The 14,411-nt window shown below is 44.4% G+C and carries 13 protein-coding genes; all 13 read left to right on the forward strand.

Translation table 11 applies throughout. From position 1 onward, the window contains the following. Positions 1-153 precede the first annotated feature (153 nt). The 13 genes from pyrR to A5883_RS07050 all read left to right on the forward strand — a co-directional run bounded on the left by pyrR (position 154) and on the right by A5883_RS07050 (position 14,174). Positions 154-690: a bifunctional pyr operon transcriptional regulator/uracil phosphoribosyltransferase PyrR gene (gene pyrR / locus A5883_RS06990; RefSeq protein ID WP_005231374.1), complete on the forward strand. Its 537-nt coding sequence runs from the start codon at positions 154-156 to the stop codon at positions 688-690. Positions 691-709: 19 nt separating this feature from the next. Further along, complete coding sequence (locus A5883_RS06995) at positions 710-1,990, forward strand: solute carrier family 23 protein (RefSeq protein WP_086338195.1); 1,281 nt, start codon at positions 710-712, stop codon at positions 1,988-1,990. 47 nt (positions 1,991-2,037) lie between these two features. Beyond that, positions 2,038-2,964 (forward strand): aspartate carbamoyltransferase catalytic subunit, encoded by a 927-nt coding sequence (locus tag A5883_RS07000; protein WP_005226118.1) that lies wholly within the window; start codon positions 2,038-2,040, stop codon positions 2,962-2,964. 36 nt (positions 2,965-3,000) lie between these two features. Then, a complete protein-coding gene (locus A5883_RS07005) occupies positions 3,001-4,284 on the forward strand; it encodes a dihydroorotase (RefSeq protein ID WP_015509725.1) in 1,284 nt (427 codons plus the stop codon). Position 4,285: 1 nt separating this feature from the next. Beyond that, positions 4,286-5,365: a carbamoyl phosphate synthase small subunit gene (locus A5883_RS07010; protein ID WP_010748372.1), complete on the forward strand. Its 1,080-nt coding sequence runs from the start codon at positions 4,286-4,288 to the stop codon at positions 5,363-5,365. A 1-nt stretch (position 5,366) separates the two neighbouring features. Continuing rightward, entirely contained in the window at positions 5,367-8,552 is a 3,186-nt protein-coding gene (carB, locus tag A5883_RS07015) for a carbamoyl-phosphate synthase large subunit (RefSeq protein WP_086338196.1), read from the forward strand. Positions 8,553-8,573: 21 nt separating this feature from the next. After that, on the forward strand, positions 8,574-9,350 hold the full coding sequence (locus A5883_RS07020; protein WP_005226114.1) for a dihydroorotate dehydrogenase electron transfer subunit: 777 nt from the start codon (positions 8,574-8,576) through the stop codon (positions 9,348-9,350). Beyond that, positions 9,350-10,273, forward strand: a complete 924-nt coding sequence (locus tag A5883_RS07025) for a dihydroorotate dehydrogenase (RefSeq protein WP_005226113.1) — start codon at positions 9,350-9,352, stop codon at positions 10,271-10,273. The genes A5883_RS07020 and A5883_RS07025 overlap by 1 nt, the downstream gene beginning before the upstream one ends. Then, positions 10,273-10,992 (forward strand): orotidine-5'-phosphate decarboxylase, encoded by a 720-nt coding sequence (gene pyrF / locus A5883_RS07030; RefSeq protein WP_086338197.1) that lies wholly within the window; start codon positions 10,273-10,275, stop codon positions 10,990-10,992. The genes A5883_RS07025 and pyrF overlap by 1 nt, the downstream gene beginning before the upstream one ends. Continuing rightward, a complete protein-coding gene (pyrE, locus tag A5883_RS07035; protein WP_005226111.1) occupies positions 10,989-11,624 on the forward strand; it encodes an orotate phosphoribosyltransferase in 636 nt (211 codons plus the stop codon). Before pyrF ends, pyrE begins: the two co-directional genes overlap by 4 nt. A 157-nt stretch (positions 11,625-11,781) precedes the next feature. After that, a complete protein-coding gene (locus A5883_RS07040; protein WP_017144366.1) occupies positions 11,782-12,459 on the forward strand; it encodes a carbonic anhydrase family protein in 678 nt (225 codons plus the stop codon). A 309-nt stretch (positions 12,460-12,768) separates the two neighbouring features. Continuing rightward, a complete protein-coding gene (locus tag A5883_RS07045; protein ID WP_086338198.1) occupies positions 12,769-13,671 on the forward strand; it encodes an AraC family transcriptional regulator in 903 nt (300 codons plus the stop codon). Between the two features lie 14 nt (positions 13,672-13,685). After that, the gene (locus A5883_RS07050; protein ID WP_060791939.1) at positions 13,686-14,174 is read left to right on the forward strand and encodes a pyridoxamine 5'-phosphate oxidase family protein; all 489 of its coding nucleotides are present in this window, start codon (positions 13,686-13,688) and stop codon (positions 14,172-14,174) included. The last annotated feature ends 237 nt before the right edge of the window (positions 14,175-14,411 follow it).

A 14,411-nucleotide genomic window follows, 5' to 3' on the forward strand; every position in this document is an offset into this window, starting at 1 on the left:
GACGACTCCCGCGTTGGAGATTCGAACCCTTACTAGATGATAACGTGTACCCAAAATCCACAGAATGGGATTTTAGGCAACGATCGGAAAACATGACTCCTACCTCAAGCAGGTAGGAGTTTTTTTATGTTCAAAATTAGGAGGGAATAACATATGGCAGCGAAAGAAGTAGTAGATGCAGTAACAATGAAACGAGCGTTAACGCGGATCACCTATGAAATTATAGAAAGAAATCGCGGCATTGATAACTTGGTGCTGGTAGGGATCAAAACCCGCGGCATCTATATCGCGCAACGAATAGCAGAACGTTTAAAACAACTAGAAGGCGTAGAAGTACCTGTCGGTGAATTGGACATCACCTTGTACCGAGATGACAAAAAGACAGAAGATGATCCAGAGATCCATTCATCAGACATCCCGACTGCCATTGATGGCAAAGAAGTCATCTTGATCGATGATGTCTTGTTTACAGGACGGACGATTCGGGCAGCTTTGGATGCCATCATGGATATTGGTCGACCAAAAAGAATCTCACTCGCCGTTTTAGTTGACCGCGGTCATCGTGAACTGCCGATTCGGGCAGATTTTGTTGGAAAAAATATTCCAACTGCTTTAAGTGAAGAAATTATCGTGGAGATGGAAGAATCAGATGGTTCTGACCGGATCATGATCAATAAAGAAAACGACTAGGAAGAAGAGTGACAGCAACATGCAGAAGCAAGAATTTCGCAATCCAGACGCAGTTTTAGACATCAAAGATCGGCCCAAAGCACTGCCTTGGTTAGGCCTAAGCTTACAACATCTTTTCACGATGTTTGGGGCAACCGTTTTAGTTCCGATCCTCGTTGGGATCAACCCCAGCATCGCTTTAGTTAGTTCAGGTATTGGAACATTGGTTTACTTGGTTACGACGAAAGGGAAGATTCCAGCGTATCTAGGCAGCAGCTTTGCGTTTATCGCAGCGATGCAGATGCTGATGAAATCTGACGGCTACCCAGCTATTGCACAAGGCGCCATCACGACTGGGTTGGTCTACGTGATCGTTTCGATGATCATTAAACGTGCAGGTGCTGCTTGGTTGGATAAGATCTTACCACCGATCATTGTCGGTCCTGTGATTATGGTGATTGGATTAGGGTTAGCCGCTAACGCAGCTCAGAATGCGATGTACAATGACTCAGTCTACGATTTCAAGTACATTCTGGTAGCCTTGGCTACCTTAGGATTAACGATTTTCTTCAATATGTTTCTGCGAGGGTTCTTAGGACTGATTCCGATCCTTCTGGGGATCGTGGGCGGATACTTGATCGCCTTAGCAGTGGGAATCGTCGATGTACAGCCCATCATTGACGCCAACTGGTTTGGCATGCCGAACTTCGAGATTCCCTTCATTAACTATGAACCAAAACTGTATCTGAATGCGATCACGACGATGGCGCCGATCGCTTTTGTTACCATGACCGAACACATCGGTCATCTGATGGTCTTGAACAAATTAACGAAGCGGAACTTTTTTGAAGAGCCAGGCTTGAACCGAACACTTTTGGGCGATGGTTTTGCTCAAATCGCAGCCGGTCTCGTTGGGGGACCCCCAGTGACAAGTTACGGAGAAAACATCGGGGTTTTAGCAATTACACGGGTCCACAGTGTGTTCGTCATCGGTGGTGCGGCAATTCTAGCCATCGTACTAGGCTTCGTTGGAAAACTAAGCGCATTGATCTTAAGTATTCCTGGTCCAGTCATCTCAGGGATCAGCTTCCTGCTCTTTGGCGTCATCGCTGCCAGCGGGTTGAAAATTTTGATCGACAATAAAATCGATTTTGATCGTAAGAAGAATTTGATCATTGCGTCAGTGATCCTTGTGGTAGGAATCGGCGGGCTTGTCTTCACGGTCGGTACCTTCACCTTATCCGCAATGGCGTTAGCAACTGTCCTAGGAATCTTCTTGAATCTTATTTTACCTGACAGCTCTCGCAGCGAAGAAAAATAACTTGTGCCAACTCATCGTTTAAACAGAATCAAAGGAGGAATTCATTCATGATTATTCAATCCGAAAGAATCAGCTTAAAGCATCTTTTGACGGTCGAAGCATTGACAGACCGTGAAGTGATGGGACTCATCCGCAGAGGACAAGAATTCAAAAGAGGGGCGAAATGGATGCCCCAAAAAGAACAATATTTCGCAACAAATCTCTTTTTTGAGAACAGTACCAGAACCCACAAAAGCTTCGATGTTGCTGAGAAAAAACTAGGGATCGAAGTCATCGAATTTGAAGCCTCCACCAGCTCTGTTCAAAAAGGCGAGACCTTGTATGACACGGTCTTGACGATGTCGGCTTTAGGTGTAGACGTTGCGGTCATTCGCCACGGCGATGAAAACTACTACGACTCTTTGATCCAAAGCAAAACGATCCAGTGCAGTATCATCAATGGCGGGGACGGCAGCGGCCAACACCCAACGCAATGTTTGCTAGATCTGATGACGATCTATGAAGAGTTCGGGCACTTTGACGACTTGAAAGTCGCAATCGTAGGCGACATCACCCACTCACGGGTCGCGAAATCAAACATGCAAATGTTGAAGCGTCTCGGCGCGAAAGTCTTCTTCTCAGGTCCAAAGGAATGGTATGACGAAGAATTTGAAGTATACGGTCACTGGATGCCACTCGACGAATTGGTCGCAGAAGTCGATGTCATGATGATGCTTCGTGTCCAGCACGAGCGCCATGATGGAACGGAAAGCTTTTCAAAAGAAGAATACTTAAAAAATCACGGGTTGACCGTCGAACGCGCCGCAAGAATGAAAGAGCATGCGATCATTATGCACCCAGCACCAGTCAATCGCGATGTGGAGTTAGCTGATGCCTTAGTTGAAAGCTTACGCTCGCGAATCATCACCCAGATGTCCAATGGCGTCTTTGTTCGAATGGCAATTCTTGAAGCGGTGTTGAACGGTAAGGCCTAACAGGCAAAAAGGAATGAATTAGAGGAGGAAGTTTACATGAAAACGCTCATTAAAAACGGTAAAATCATCAAAAAAGACAATCACTGTGTTCCTGCAGCAATTTGGATCGAAGACGGAATCATTCGCGGGATCGGTACAGAATTTCCCGAAACAGATTTTGACGAAGTCATCGATGCCAAAGAGCAATTGATCACACCAGGTTTAGTGGATGTTCATGTACACTTCAGAGAACCGGGCTTTGAATACAAAGAAACAATCGAAACGGGCAGCATGGCAGCCGCTCGTGGTGGGTTTACGACAGTTTGCGCAATGCCAAACCTTGACCCAGTTCCTGATACACCAGAAAAATTAGCAGCTGTTTACGAAAAAATCAACGCAGATGCATCAATCAATGTCTTACAATACGCCCCGATCACCGAAAACTTGCGCAGCGAAACGTTGACGGATGCAGCTGGAATGAAAGCCGCGGGGGCATTTGCCTTAACAAATGACGGTGTCGGGGTTCAGACTGCTGGCACAATGTATTTGGCAATGAAGCAAGCCGCCGAAAATGACTTGGCATTGGTTGCCCATACAGAAGATGATTCCTTACTCTTTGGCGGCGTGATGCATGCTGGTAAAAAAGCGGAAGAACTTGGATTGCCAGGGATCTTGAGTGTAACAGAAGCATCTCAAATCGCTCGGGATGTGCTTTTAGCGGAAGCAACAGGAGCCCATTACCATGTCTGCCATGTCTCTACGAAAGAAAGTGTTCGAGTGATTCGAGATGCCAAAAAAGCTGGGATCCATGTGACAGCCGAAGTTTCTCCCCACCATTTGCTTCTCATCGATGAAGATATTCCTGCCGATGAAGGCTTTTGGAAAATGAACCCACCGTTACGTGGGCAAGAAGACCGTGAAGCGTTGATCGAAGGTCTGTTGGATGGCACGATCGATTGTATCGCGACGGATCATGCCCCACATGGCTATGAAGAAAAAATGCAAAGCTTTTTAAAAGCACCATTTGGCATCGTCGGATCAGAATATGCCTTCCAATTGTTGTACACTCATTTTGTGAAAACAGGACGCTTTACCTTGCAGCAGCTAGTGGATTGGATGACCGTGAAACCAGCGTCGCTCTTTGGTCTAAGTGCTGGAACGATGATGGTCGGAGACAAAGCCGACCTGGCAATTTTTGACTTAGAATCAGCTTATAACGTGGATCCTAAGCAATTCCTATCAAAAGGAGTCAATACGCCTTTCGGTGGATGGACGTTATATGGGGATACGAGTTATACATTTGTAAATGGTAAAACAGTATGGCAAAAAGGTGGGCAATAATATGAAGCGTTGGCTTATTTTAGAAGATGGAACATACTTTGAAGGCGAAGGGTTTGGTGCCAGTGTCAATGTTTTTGGTGAGATCGTTTTTACCACAAGCATGACAGGGTATCAAGAAGCCATTACGGATCAAAGCTTTAACGGACAAATCATTACGTTTACGTATCCGATGGTTGGCAATTACGGCGTCAACCGAGACGATTACGAATCAATTTCACCAACTTGTAAAGGGGTTGTTGTGAAAGAACACGCGCGTCTAGCGAGCAATTGGCGAAAACAGCTGACGTTAGACGAATTTTTAAAACGCAAAAATATTCCAGGGATCGCAGGAATCGATACACGAGCGTTGACGAGAAAGATTCGTCAACACGGAACCATGAAAGCGAGTATCGTTGATGCAGGCGATGTCTTTGATCATGCCTTTGATCAATTAAAAGCGGCGGTTTTACCAACCAATCAAGTGGCACAAGTTTCTACCTCAAAACCTTATCCAAGTCCTGGAACGGGTCGCAATATCGTGGTCATCGACTTCGGCTTGAAGCACAGTATTTTACGGGAGTTGTCACGCCGCAACTGCAATTTAACGATTTTGCCATACAATACGACAGCCCAAGAAATTTTAGACCTCGCACCAGATGGTGTAATGCTGACGAATGGACCAGGCGATCCCAAAAGCTTGCCAGAAGCAATTAAAATGATACAAGGGATTCAAGGCAAGGTACCAATCTTCGGGATTTGTTTAGGCCATCAGCTCTTCTCATTAGCGAATGGAGCAGATACCTATAAAATGAAATTCGGTCACCGCGGATTAAACCATCCGGTAAGAGAGATCGCCACTGGTCGGATCGATTTCACCTCACAAAACCATGGCTTTGCTGTGGATGAAGCATCCATCGATCCAGAAAAACTAATGGTAACCCACGTCGAAGTGAACGATGGCACGATCGAAGGGGTTCGTCATCGCCGTTACCCAGCATTCAGTGTCCAGTACCACCCAGATGCGGCACCAGGCCCGCATGATGCAGTCCACTTATTTGACGAATTTTTAGAGATGATCGATGCATGGAAGGAGCAGAACTAATATGCCAAAACGTACAGATATCAAGAAAATCATGGTTATCGGTTCTGGACCGATTATTATAGGACAAGCGGCAGAGTTTGATTATGCCGGTACACAAGCTTGCTTAGCTTTACGAGAAGAAGGCTACGAAGTGGTGTTAGTCAATTCGAATCCCGCAACGATCATGACGGACAAAGAAATTGCTGACAAAGTCTACATTGAACCAATCACATTTGAGTTCGTCTCACGGATTTTACGTAAAGAACAGCCTGATGCAATTTTACCGACATTAGGCGGACAAACGGGCTTGAATATGGCGATGGAATTAGCCAACTCAGGTATTTTGGATGAATTAGGAATTGAGTTGCTAGGAACCAAATTAGCAGCAATCGACCAGGCAGAAGACAGAGATTTATTCAAACAATTAATGGAAGAATTGGATCAACCGATCCCAGAATCAGAAATCGTGTCAACGGTGGAAGCAGCAGTTGAATTTGCGAAAAAAATCAGCTTTCCAATCATTGTTCGTCCAGCATTTACGCTAGGGGGAACGGGCGGCGGCATGTGTAACAATGAAGAAGAACTTCGCCAAATCGCTGAAAACGGCTTGAAGCTCTCGCCAGTGACCCAATGCTTGATTGAACGGAGTATTGCTGGATATAAAGAGATTGAATATGAAGTGATGCGAGATTCTGCTGACAACGCGATCGTCGTTTGTAATATGGAAAACTTCGATCCAGTCGGTATCCACACCGGCGATTCCATCGTCTTTGCGCCGAGCCAAACTTTGTCAGACCATGAATACCAAATGTTACGGGATGCCTCATTAAAAATCATCCGCGCGTTAAAAATCGAAGGTGGCTGTAACGTTCAATTGGCGCTTGATCCTCATAGCTTCAACTACTATGTCATTGAAGTAAATCCACGGGTCTCACGTTCCTCTGCGTTAGCAAGTAAAGCTACAGGGTACCCGATTGCCAAACTGGCAGCGAAAATTGCCGTCGGTTTAACATTGGATGAAATGAAAAATCCAGTCACAGAAACGACGTATGCAGAATTTGAACCCGCCCTTGACTATGTCGTCGCAAAAATTCCTCGCTGGCCGTTTGACAAGTTTGAAACTGGGGAACGTCGATTAGGAACACAAATGAAAGCGACTGGTGAAGTGATGGCGATCGGTCGTAATATTGAAGAGTCATTATTAAAAGCCGTTCGTTCATTGGAGATCGGCACACACCATATCGAAATGAAAGAATTAGAAGCTCTTTCTGACAATGATCTGATGGAAAAAGTCATCAAGGCGCAAGATGATCGCCTATTCTACGTCATGGAAGCCATCCGAAGAGGGTACACCATCGAAGATTTGAACGAAATGACGAAAATCGACTTGTTCTTCTTGGATAAGATGCTTCACATCTTTGAGATCGAACAAGCATTAGCAAACGAACCACAATCCCTTGATGTGTTGAAAAAAGCCAAGCAAAACGGCTTTACGGATAAAAAGATTGCTGAGCTGTGGGAAACCACGGAAGCTGAGATCCGCACGCTGCGTCATGAGCAAAAGATTTTGCCCGTCTACAAAATGGTAGATACATGTGCCGCAGAATTTGAATCAGCAACACCTTATTTCTACAGCACCTATGAGTTTGAGAATGAAAGCAAGCGCAGTGAAAAAGAATCTGTTCTTGTCCTAGGTTCTGGACCGATCCGAATCGGACAAGGGGTGGAGTTCGATTATGCAACAGTGCACTCGGTGAAAGCGATCCAAGCTGCTGGCTATGAAGCGATCATCATGAACAGTAATCCTGAAACGGTTTCGACTGACTTTTCTATCTCCGACAAGCTGTACTTTGAACCATTGACCTTAGAGGATGTCTTACACGTCATCGATTTGGAACAACCCATTGGGGTCATCGTCCAATTTGGCGGGCAAACGGCGATCAACTTAGCAGAGCCTTTAGTAAAAGCTGGGGTCAAAATCTTAGGCACCAGCATTGAAGATCTTGATCGTGCCGAAAATCGTGATCTCTTTGAGCAAGCATTACAAGCGCTAGATATTCCGCAACCACCAGGGGATACAGCGACGAACGAACAAGAAGCGATCGCCATCGCTCAAGAAATCGGCTATCCTGTTTTAGTCCGCCCAAGTTATGTCTTAGGGGGACGTGCGATGGAAATCGTGGAAAACCAAGCCGATTTAGAAGATTATATGCGTCATGCAGTGAAAGCATCACCAGAACATCCTGTTTTGGTCGATCGTTACTTGGTCGGTAAAGAATGTGAAGTCGATGCTATCTGTGACGGCAAAACTGTTTTGATTCCTGGAATCATGGAACATATCGAGCGTGCAGGGGTCCATTCAGGAGATTCAATGGCGGTCTATCCACCGCAAAATCTTTCGGATGAATTAATTGCTACGATCGAAGAATATACCAAACGCTTGGCATTAGGTTTAAATTGTATCGGTATGATGAATATCCAATTTGTCATCCATGAGAACAAAGTGTATGTCATTGAAGTAAACCCTCGTGCTAGCCGAACCGTACCATTTTTAAGCAAGGTAACAGAGATCCCAATGGCCCAAATTGCCACGAAGGCGATTCTCGGAGAAGAGATCACAGCGTTAGGTTATCATGACGGACTTGCGCCAACGCCAAATGAAGTACACATCAAAGCACCTGTCTTCTCCTTTACAAAACTTTTAAAAGTCGATACTTACTTAGGCCCTGAAATGAAATCAACGGGTGAAGTAATGGGATCAGACAAAGATTTGGCAAAAGCACTTTATAAAGCTTTTGAGGCATCAGGCCTGCATATTCCTGAATTTGGAAAAGCACTTTTCACCGTTGCAGACGAAAGCAAAGAAGAGGCAGCAGCACTGGCAGCGCGTTTCGTAGAGGTCGGCTTCACCTTATTGGCTACCAATGGAACCGCCGATTACTTTGAAGAAAAAGGACTACAAGTGACTCGGGTTGCCAAGATTTCCGAACAGCAAGCAGAAGAAACGGTTGTTGATTTGATCCGTAAAGGAACGACCCAAGTAGTAGTCAATACCATGGACAAAGATCGCCAAAATGCAACGGAAGACGGATTTATCATCCGCCGAGAAGCGGTGGAACATGGTGTACCGACCTTTACTTCTCTTGATACAGCGGATGCGATTCTAAAAGTGATGGAATCCCGCAGTTTTTCAACAAAAGCAATTTAACGCAGATAAAGGAGTTTTTTGATGAAGCAAGAAATCATGACCATCAGCAAACAGCGTCAACTGGCACCGCGGATTTTTGAAATGACATTGACGGGTGAATTAGTCAATGAGATGAGGACCCCAGGGCAATTTCTACACCTGCGGGTTCCTCAAAATGCCTTTCTTCTTCGCCGACCGATCAGTATCAATCATATCGATGCTGAGAAAAAAGAATGCCGAATCATTTATCGGGTCGAAGGAGATGGCACAAGAATTTTTTCAGAAATGACTGTTGGTGATCCAATCGATGTGATGGGACCGTTAGGAAATGGGTTTCGCTATCATCATTTAAACCAAGGGGACACTGCATTTATCGTAGGGGGCGGTATCGGTGTACCGCCGCTCTATGAATTATCGAAACGCCTGACGCAACAAGGCGTCCACGTCATTCACTTTTTGGGCTTTGCCAGCAAAGACGTCATGTATTATGAAGAGGAATTTCGCGCACTGGGAGATACGAGGATCGCTACCGATGATGGCAGCGCGGGTTTACAAGGAAATGTTGGCAACCTGTTATTAGCTGCAGAGCAAACACCTGCGGCGGTCTTTGCTTGCGGAAATAACGGTCTTTTAAAAACCACCGCCCAGCTTTTCGAAGACCTTCCAGATGTTCAATTATCCATGGAGGCGCGAATGGCTTGCGGGATGGGTGCCTGTTATGCCTGTGTTTGCCATACGAAAGATGATGAACAAGGCACAAAAAGTGTCAAAGTTTGTGACGAAGGGCCTGTATTTCAGGCGAGAAAGGTGGTCATTTAATGTCGATCAATGTCGAGCTACCCGGATTGAGTCTAAAAAATCCGATCATGCCTGCCAGCGGCTGTTTTGGGTTTGGTGCAGAATATGATAAATATTATGACATCAGTCAATTAGGTGCGGTGATGATCAAAGCGACTACACCTGAACCACGTTTCGGCAATCCGACCCCAAGGGTAGCAGAAACGCCTAGCGGTATGTTAAATGCCATCGGGTTGCAAAATCCTGGGTTAGAAGCGGTCATGAATCAAATTTTACCCGACTTGGCTCAAAAACACCCCGATTTGCCAATCATCGCGAATGTTGCCGGTTCGACCGTCGAAGATTATGTTCTTGTGTGTCAGGAAATCAGTCAGGCAGAAAATGTCAAAGCGATCGAATTGAATATCTCTTGCCCGAACGTCAAGCATGGCGGCATCACGTTCGGAACCGATCCTGCGGTTGCTGGTGCATTGACTGAAGCGGTCAAAAAAGTCTCGCAAGTGCCGATCTATGTCAAACTTTCGCCGAATGTGACGGATATCGTCCCAATTGCACAAGCGATCGAAGCAGGCGGCGCCGACGGGTTTACGATGATCAATACACTTTTAGGCATGCGGATTGATCTAAAAACACGGAAACCAATTTTAGCTAACCAAACGGGGGGCTTGTCTGGTCCGTCAATCAAACCAGTGGCGATTCGCCTGATCAAACAAGTGGCGCAAGTTTCTCAATTACCAATTATTGGCATGGGGGGCGTGATGTCAGTGGATGATGTCCTTGAAATGTATCTGGCAGGTGCTAGTGCTGTTGCAGTCGGAACCGCAAACTTTACCGATCCTTACATTTGCCCAAAGTTGATTGAAGAATTGCCTATACGAATGGCAGAATTAGGAATCCCTTCTTTGGAACAGCTGATAAAAGAAGTGAGAGAGGAGCACATGTGATGAGTGAACGGCCAATTATTGCCTTAGATTTTCCTAACAAACAGGCTATTGAAACTTTTTTAGCGCATTTTCCTAAAGAGGAAAAGTTGTTTGTGAAAGTGGGAATGGAGATTTTCTACCAAGAAGGACCAGCGATCGTTACTTGGTTAAAAGACTGTGGTCATGATATTTTTTTAGATTTAAAACTACATGATATTCCCAATACAGTAGGACGAGCAATGGAACGCTTAGCTTCTTTAGGTGTGGCTTTGACGAATGTTCATGCAGCCGGTGGGATCGAAATGATGACTGCTGCTAAAAAAGGCCTGCAGCAAGGAACCCCCGCAGGGCACAAAGTTCCTGATTTGATTGCAGTTACCCAATTGACCTCCACTAGTGAGGCACAAATGCATCATGATCAGCAGATCATGACGTCACTGCAAGAAAGTGTCATGCATTACGCCACTTGTGCCCAAAAAGCTGGGTTAGACGGTGTTGTTTGCTCCGCTCACGAAGCAAAGCAGATCAAACAAAGGACAACGGATGCCTTCATACGCTTGACGCCTGGTATCCGACCAGCTGGCAGTGAAGTTGGTGATCAAAAACGGATCATGACACCTGCACAAGCTCGTAAAGCAGGGGCTACCATGATCGTTGTGGGACGTCCAATCACCCAATCTAAGGCACCGTATGAAAGTTATCTGCAAATAAAACAAGAATGGAAGGAAGCTAGCCAATGAAAGAACAATCCAATCAAATCGCCAAAGATCTTTTAGACATCGAGGCGATTTTCTTACGACCGAATGAACCATTTACTTGGGCAAGCGGCATCAAAAGCCCTATTTACTGCGACAATCGAATTACTATGAGTTATCCACACGTACGTCGCGCCATTGCGAAAGGCTTAGCTGCAGTCATCAAAACGACTTACCCAGAAGCAGAAGTGATTGCAGGGACCGCAACAGCTGGGATTCCCCATGCTGCATGGGTCGCTGAATTGTTAGATTTGCCAATGGTTTATATTCGCAGCAAAGCAAAAGAACACGGTAAAGGCAATCAAATTGAAGGGCGTATCCAACCAAATCAAAAAATGGTCGTCATTGAAGATTTATTGTCAACAGGTGGCAGTGTCTTAGAGGCTTGTGAAGCAGCCAAAAGAGAAGGAGCCGATGTATTAGGCGTCGCTGCGATCTTTACTTACGAGCTGCCTCAAGTCCAAGAAAATTTTGATCAAGCAGGTTTATCCTATGTGACTTTGACAAACTATACAGCGTTGATCGAGTCGGCTTTAGAAACGGGTGCTATTCAAGAATCTGATGTTGCCCTGTTACAAGAGTGGCGTAAAGATCCTGCTGCTTGGTTGAGTGAATAAGGAATTGAAATAAGAAACGGATATGTGAGGGAATGACCAAGCATATTCGTTTTATTTTTACCTATTTTCTGATAGCATTGGGAGAAAGTTTTTTGATAGGAAGGGCTATACCTTGCTGTCAACTTGAATTAGGAGGCTGTTTTTTTTGAAAAGAAATATGGACGTTCCATGGAGTTATTCCGGAGACAATGGACCTGAACATTGGCACACTTTGTGCGACTGGTATGCACAAGGTGCCGAATTTCCTTACCAATCCCCAATCGCTTTAGTCCACGATGAGACCGAAGAACCCATCGATCAGGACTTGGCTTTTCACTATAAACGAGAGCGGTTCACGGAAAAAGAATTCAAAAATACGATTCACTTCGTTCCTTATAACAAAGAAAGCTATGTCACATTTAAAGGGATCAACTACTATTTGACGGATATTCATTTTCACATGCCGTCTGAACACATTATCGATGACGAGCAGCAAGAGTTAGAGTTTCACCTCGTTCATATGAATGATGACGGAGAAAACTTGGTGGTGGGTATCTTATTCAAACTGACGGATAAACTTAACTGGATCTGCAATCAGCAAGACGACAGCATCTGGGACTTTGAGAACCACACCCAATGGTTTGATCCGAGCATGTTCTTGCCAGAACGCACCCACCATTTTCATTATGTTGGTTCCTTGACGACCCCACCAACGAAAGGGCCAATCAACTGGTTTGTCTTTGACTGGATTGGGGAGATGAGCCGTCGCTTCATTTTAGAATTCCGCGAAGAAGTATTAGAAAATAATAATCGCCCATTGCAAGACCGCAAAGATCGGCCTATTTATTTCTATTGATTTATAAAAATGGTTCCTTTTACTTATTTTTTCTCGGACTTCTCTTCTGATTATCCTATAAAACCCGACATAGTGGGAACCTTCAAGCAATACAATAGTTTAAAAACGAACGGAAAAAAAGACGAAAATCCTCGTCTTTTTTTTATTTTCATAGGTATCGAGCACAAAGGCTATGCTAAACTAATCAATAAGCAGGTTTTAAGTATTTGGTTTATTGTGAAATGAAACACAATTAAATCAATTGAAAAAGAGCAGACACGGTAAAGCTTTTTTAGCGAATTATTTTATAGTAAAAGAAAGGAAATTCATATGCATGCATGGGAGGCAATCCAAAAATCAATCGATTATATTGAAGACAATCTTACCGAGCCATTAGAGATCGAAACGTTGGCGCAAGTTGCATCATTGTCCGTTTTTTATTATCAGCGCTTATTCACTCGTTTGGTTAAAATTTCTGTTAGGGAATATATAAAACTGCGTCGTTTGGCAAGAGGTGCGCTTTTATTGAAAAACCAAAAGAAGCGAGTCATTGATGTCGCTTTTGAAGTCGGCTTTAGCAGTCATGCCGTTTTTTCAAGAACGTTTAAAACGGTCTATAGAATTTCACCCTCGCTTTATCAGAAAAAGCCCATTGGCTTACAAAACTTTGATAAGCCAGATCTTTCATTAGGCTATATTGTGACGGAAGAGGGTATCCCATTGATCAGTGAAGGGGTTGTTTTAGAAATCCAGAAAAAAAACAATCCGCATCCACTGGTCTTCTATGGGATCGTCGGTTACTACCCATTCAACTATGGGAAAATGCTAGGGCAACGAACAGGGATCGACCCGATTGAAGAAATTTGGCATGAATTTCTTCAAAAGATTGCCAATCAACCGGGAAATGCCATCTACCAGATCGGTGTTTCGTTTCCAGGAGATGCGCCAGAAGGCTATTCGAGTTACTTTGTTGGCCAAGTAGGTGATGACTCACAGGGATCGACCTTCAGTGAATGGACGCTACCGGCTCGGGATTACGTTGTTTGCAGTTTTGATACGATTTCAGAGCAACTGATCATCAATATGGGGAAGGCGATGCGCTATATCCGTTTCTGGTTAAAGAAGAAGGGGTGGATTGCTGAGGATTTTTTCCCTGAGCTTTATCAAGAAAGAGAAAATCATGTCGTTCATGTTGAATTATGGATTCCTTTTAAAAAAAGAAGTGAGATGTAAGGAGGAACAGTACAATGACTCAGTTTGAAGAAGGAGTAAAACTACTTGAAGAAAAATTCGGACATTTTAAAGACAATGTGATCGCCCTTGCCACGACTGCTTGTAACGAGAATGACAAGGGAGAAACACAGCCAGTCGTCCGAGAAGTAGATGCTTTTTATGAAGACGGCGTTTTTTACGTGTCAACTCATGAGCAATCAAACAAAATGAAGCAAATCAGTAAGAATTCAGCAGTTGCGATTGCTGTCAGTGGTGAATGGTTTACTGCGATCGGTCAAGGAGAGAATTTAGGGTGGGTGCTAGACCCTAAAAATGCAGAATTAAGAAGCAAAATTCGCAAAGCCTTTGTCTGGTACGACGAAGTTAACAATGAGGATGATAAAGGCTGTTGTTTTCTAGCGATCCGTTTGACCAAAGGAACGTTGAATATCAATCACTGGGAAAAGCTGTATCATTTTGATTTTGAGAAGAAAGTCACTATGGAGGATGGCGGGATTTATTAGCCAGCAGAGCCTATTAGCCGCAGGTGATGTTCAATTGCCATTCTAGCGGATCTAGCAGATATGTTGATGGCTGAATTCTGAGAAGGCTTGCCTTTTGTGATACAAGCTAAGCAAAATTGTTGCTGAAAGAGCAGTAGATAGAACGAAAAAGCATAAAAACCGATCACAAGCGCTGCGAAGAGGCACGCGCTTGTGATCGGTTTTTTGATTGATTACTTTATGATTTTTGATCCGAAT

This window comes from Enterococcus sp. 5B3_DIV0040, from assembly GCF_002140755.1.
Taxonomy (GTDB): domain Bacteria; phylum Bacillota; class Bacilli; order Lactobacillales; family Enterococcaceae; genus Enterococcus_D; species Enterococcus_D casseliflavus.

Bases quoted from the DNA above. Each gene is read 5' to 3' on its own strand.
- pyrE (WP_005226111.1), top strand. From the start codon at position 10,989: ATGAAAGAACAATCCAATCAAATCGCCAAAGATCTTTTAGACATCGAG.
- A5883_RS07010 (WP_010748372.1), top strand. From the start codon at position 4,286: ATGAAGCGTTGGCTTATTTTAGAAGATGGAACATACTTTGAAGGCGAA.
- A5883_RS07025 (WP_005226113.1), top strand. From the start codon at position 9,350: ATGTCGATCAATGTCGAGCTACCCGGATTGAGTCTAAAAAATCCGATC.
- carB (WP_086338196.1), top strand. From the start codon at position 5,367: ATGCCAAAACGTACAGATATCAAGAAAATCATGGTTATCGGTTCTGGA.
- A5883_RS06995 (WP_086338195.1), top strand. From the start codon at position 710: ATGCAGAAGCAAGAATTTCGCAATCCAGACGCAGTTTTAGACATCAAA.
- A5883_RS07040 (WP_017144366.1), top strand. From the start codon at position 11,782: ATGGACGTTCCATGGAGTTATTCCGGAGACAATGGACCTGAACATTGG.
- A5883_RS07020 (WP_005226114.1), top strand. From the start codon at position 8,574: ATGAAGCAAGAAATCATGACCATCAGCAAACAGCGTCAACTGGCACCG.
- pyrF (WP_086338197.1), top strand. From the start codon at position 10,273: ATGAGTGAACGGCCAATTATTGCCTTAGATTTTCCTAACAAACAGGCT.
- A5883_RS07050 (WP_060791939.1), top strand. From the start codon at position 13,686: ATGACTCAGTTTGAAGAAGGAGTAAAACTACTTGAAGAAAAATTCGGA.
- A5883_RS07005 (WP_015509725.1), top strand. From the start codon at position 3,001: ATGAAAACGCTCATTAAAAACGGTAAAATCATCAAAAAAGACAATCAC.
- pyrR (WP_005231374.1), top strand. From the start codon at position 154: ATGGCAGCGAAAGAAGTAGTAGATGCAGTAACAATGAAACGAGCGTTA.
- A5883_RS07045 (WP_086338198.1), top strand. From the start codon at position 12,769: ATGCATGCATGGGAGGCAATCCAAAAATCAATCGATTATATTGAAGAC.
- A5883_RS07000 (WP_005226118.1), top strand. From the start codon at position 2,038: ATGATTATTCAATCCGAAAGAATCAGCTTAAAGCATCTTTTGACGGTC.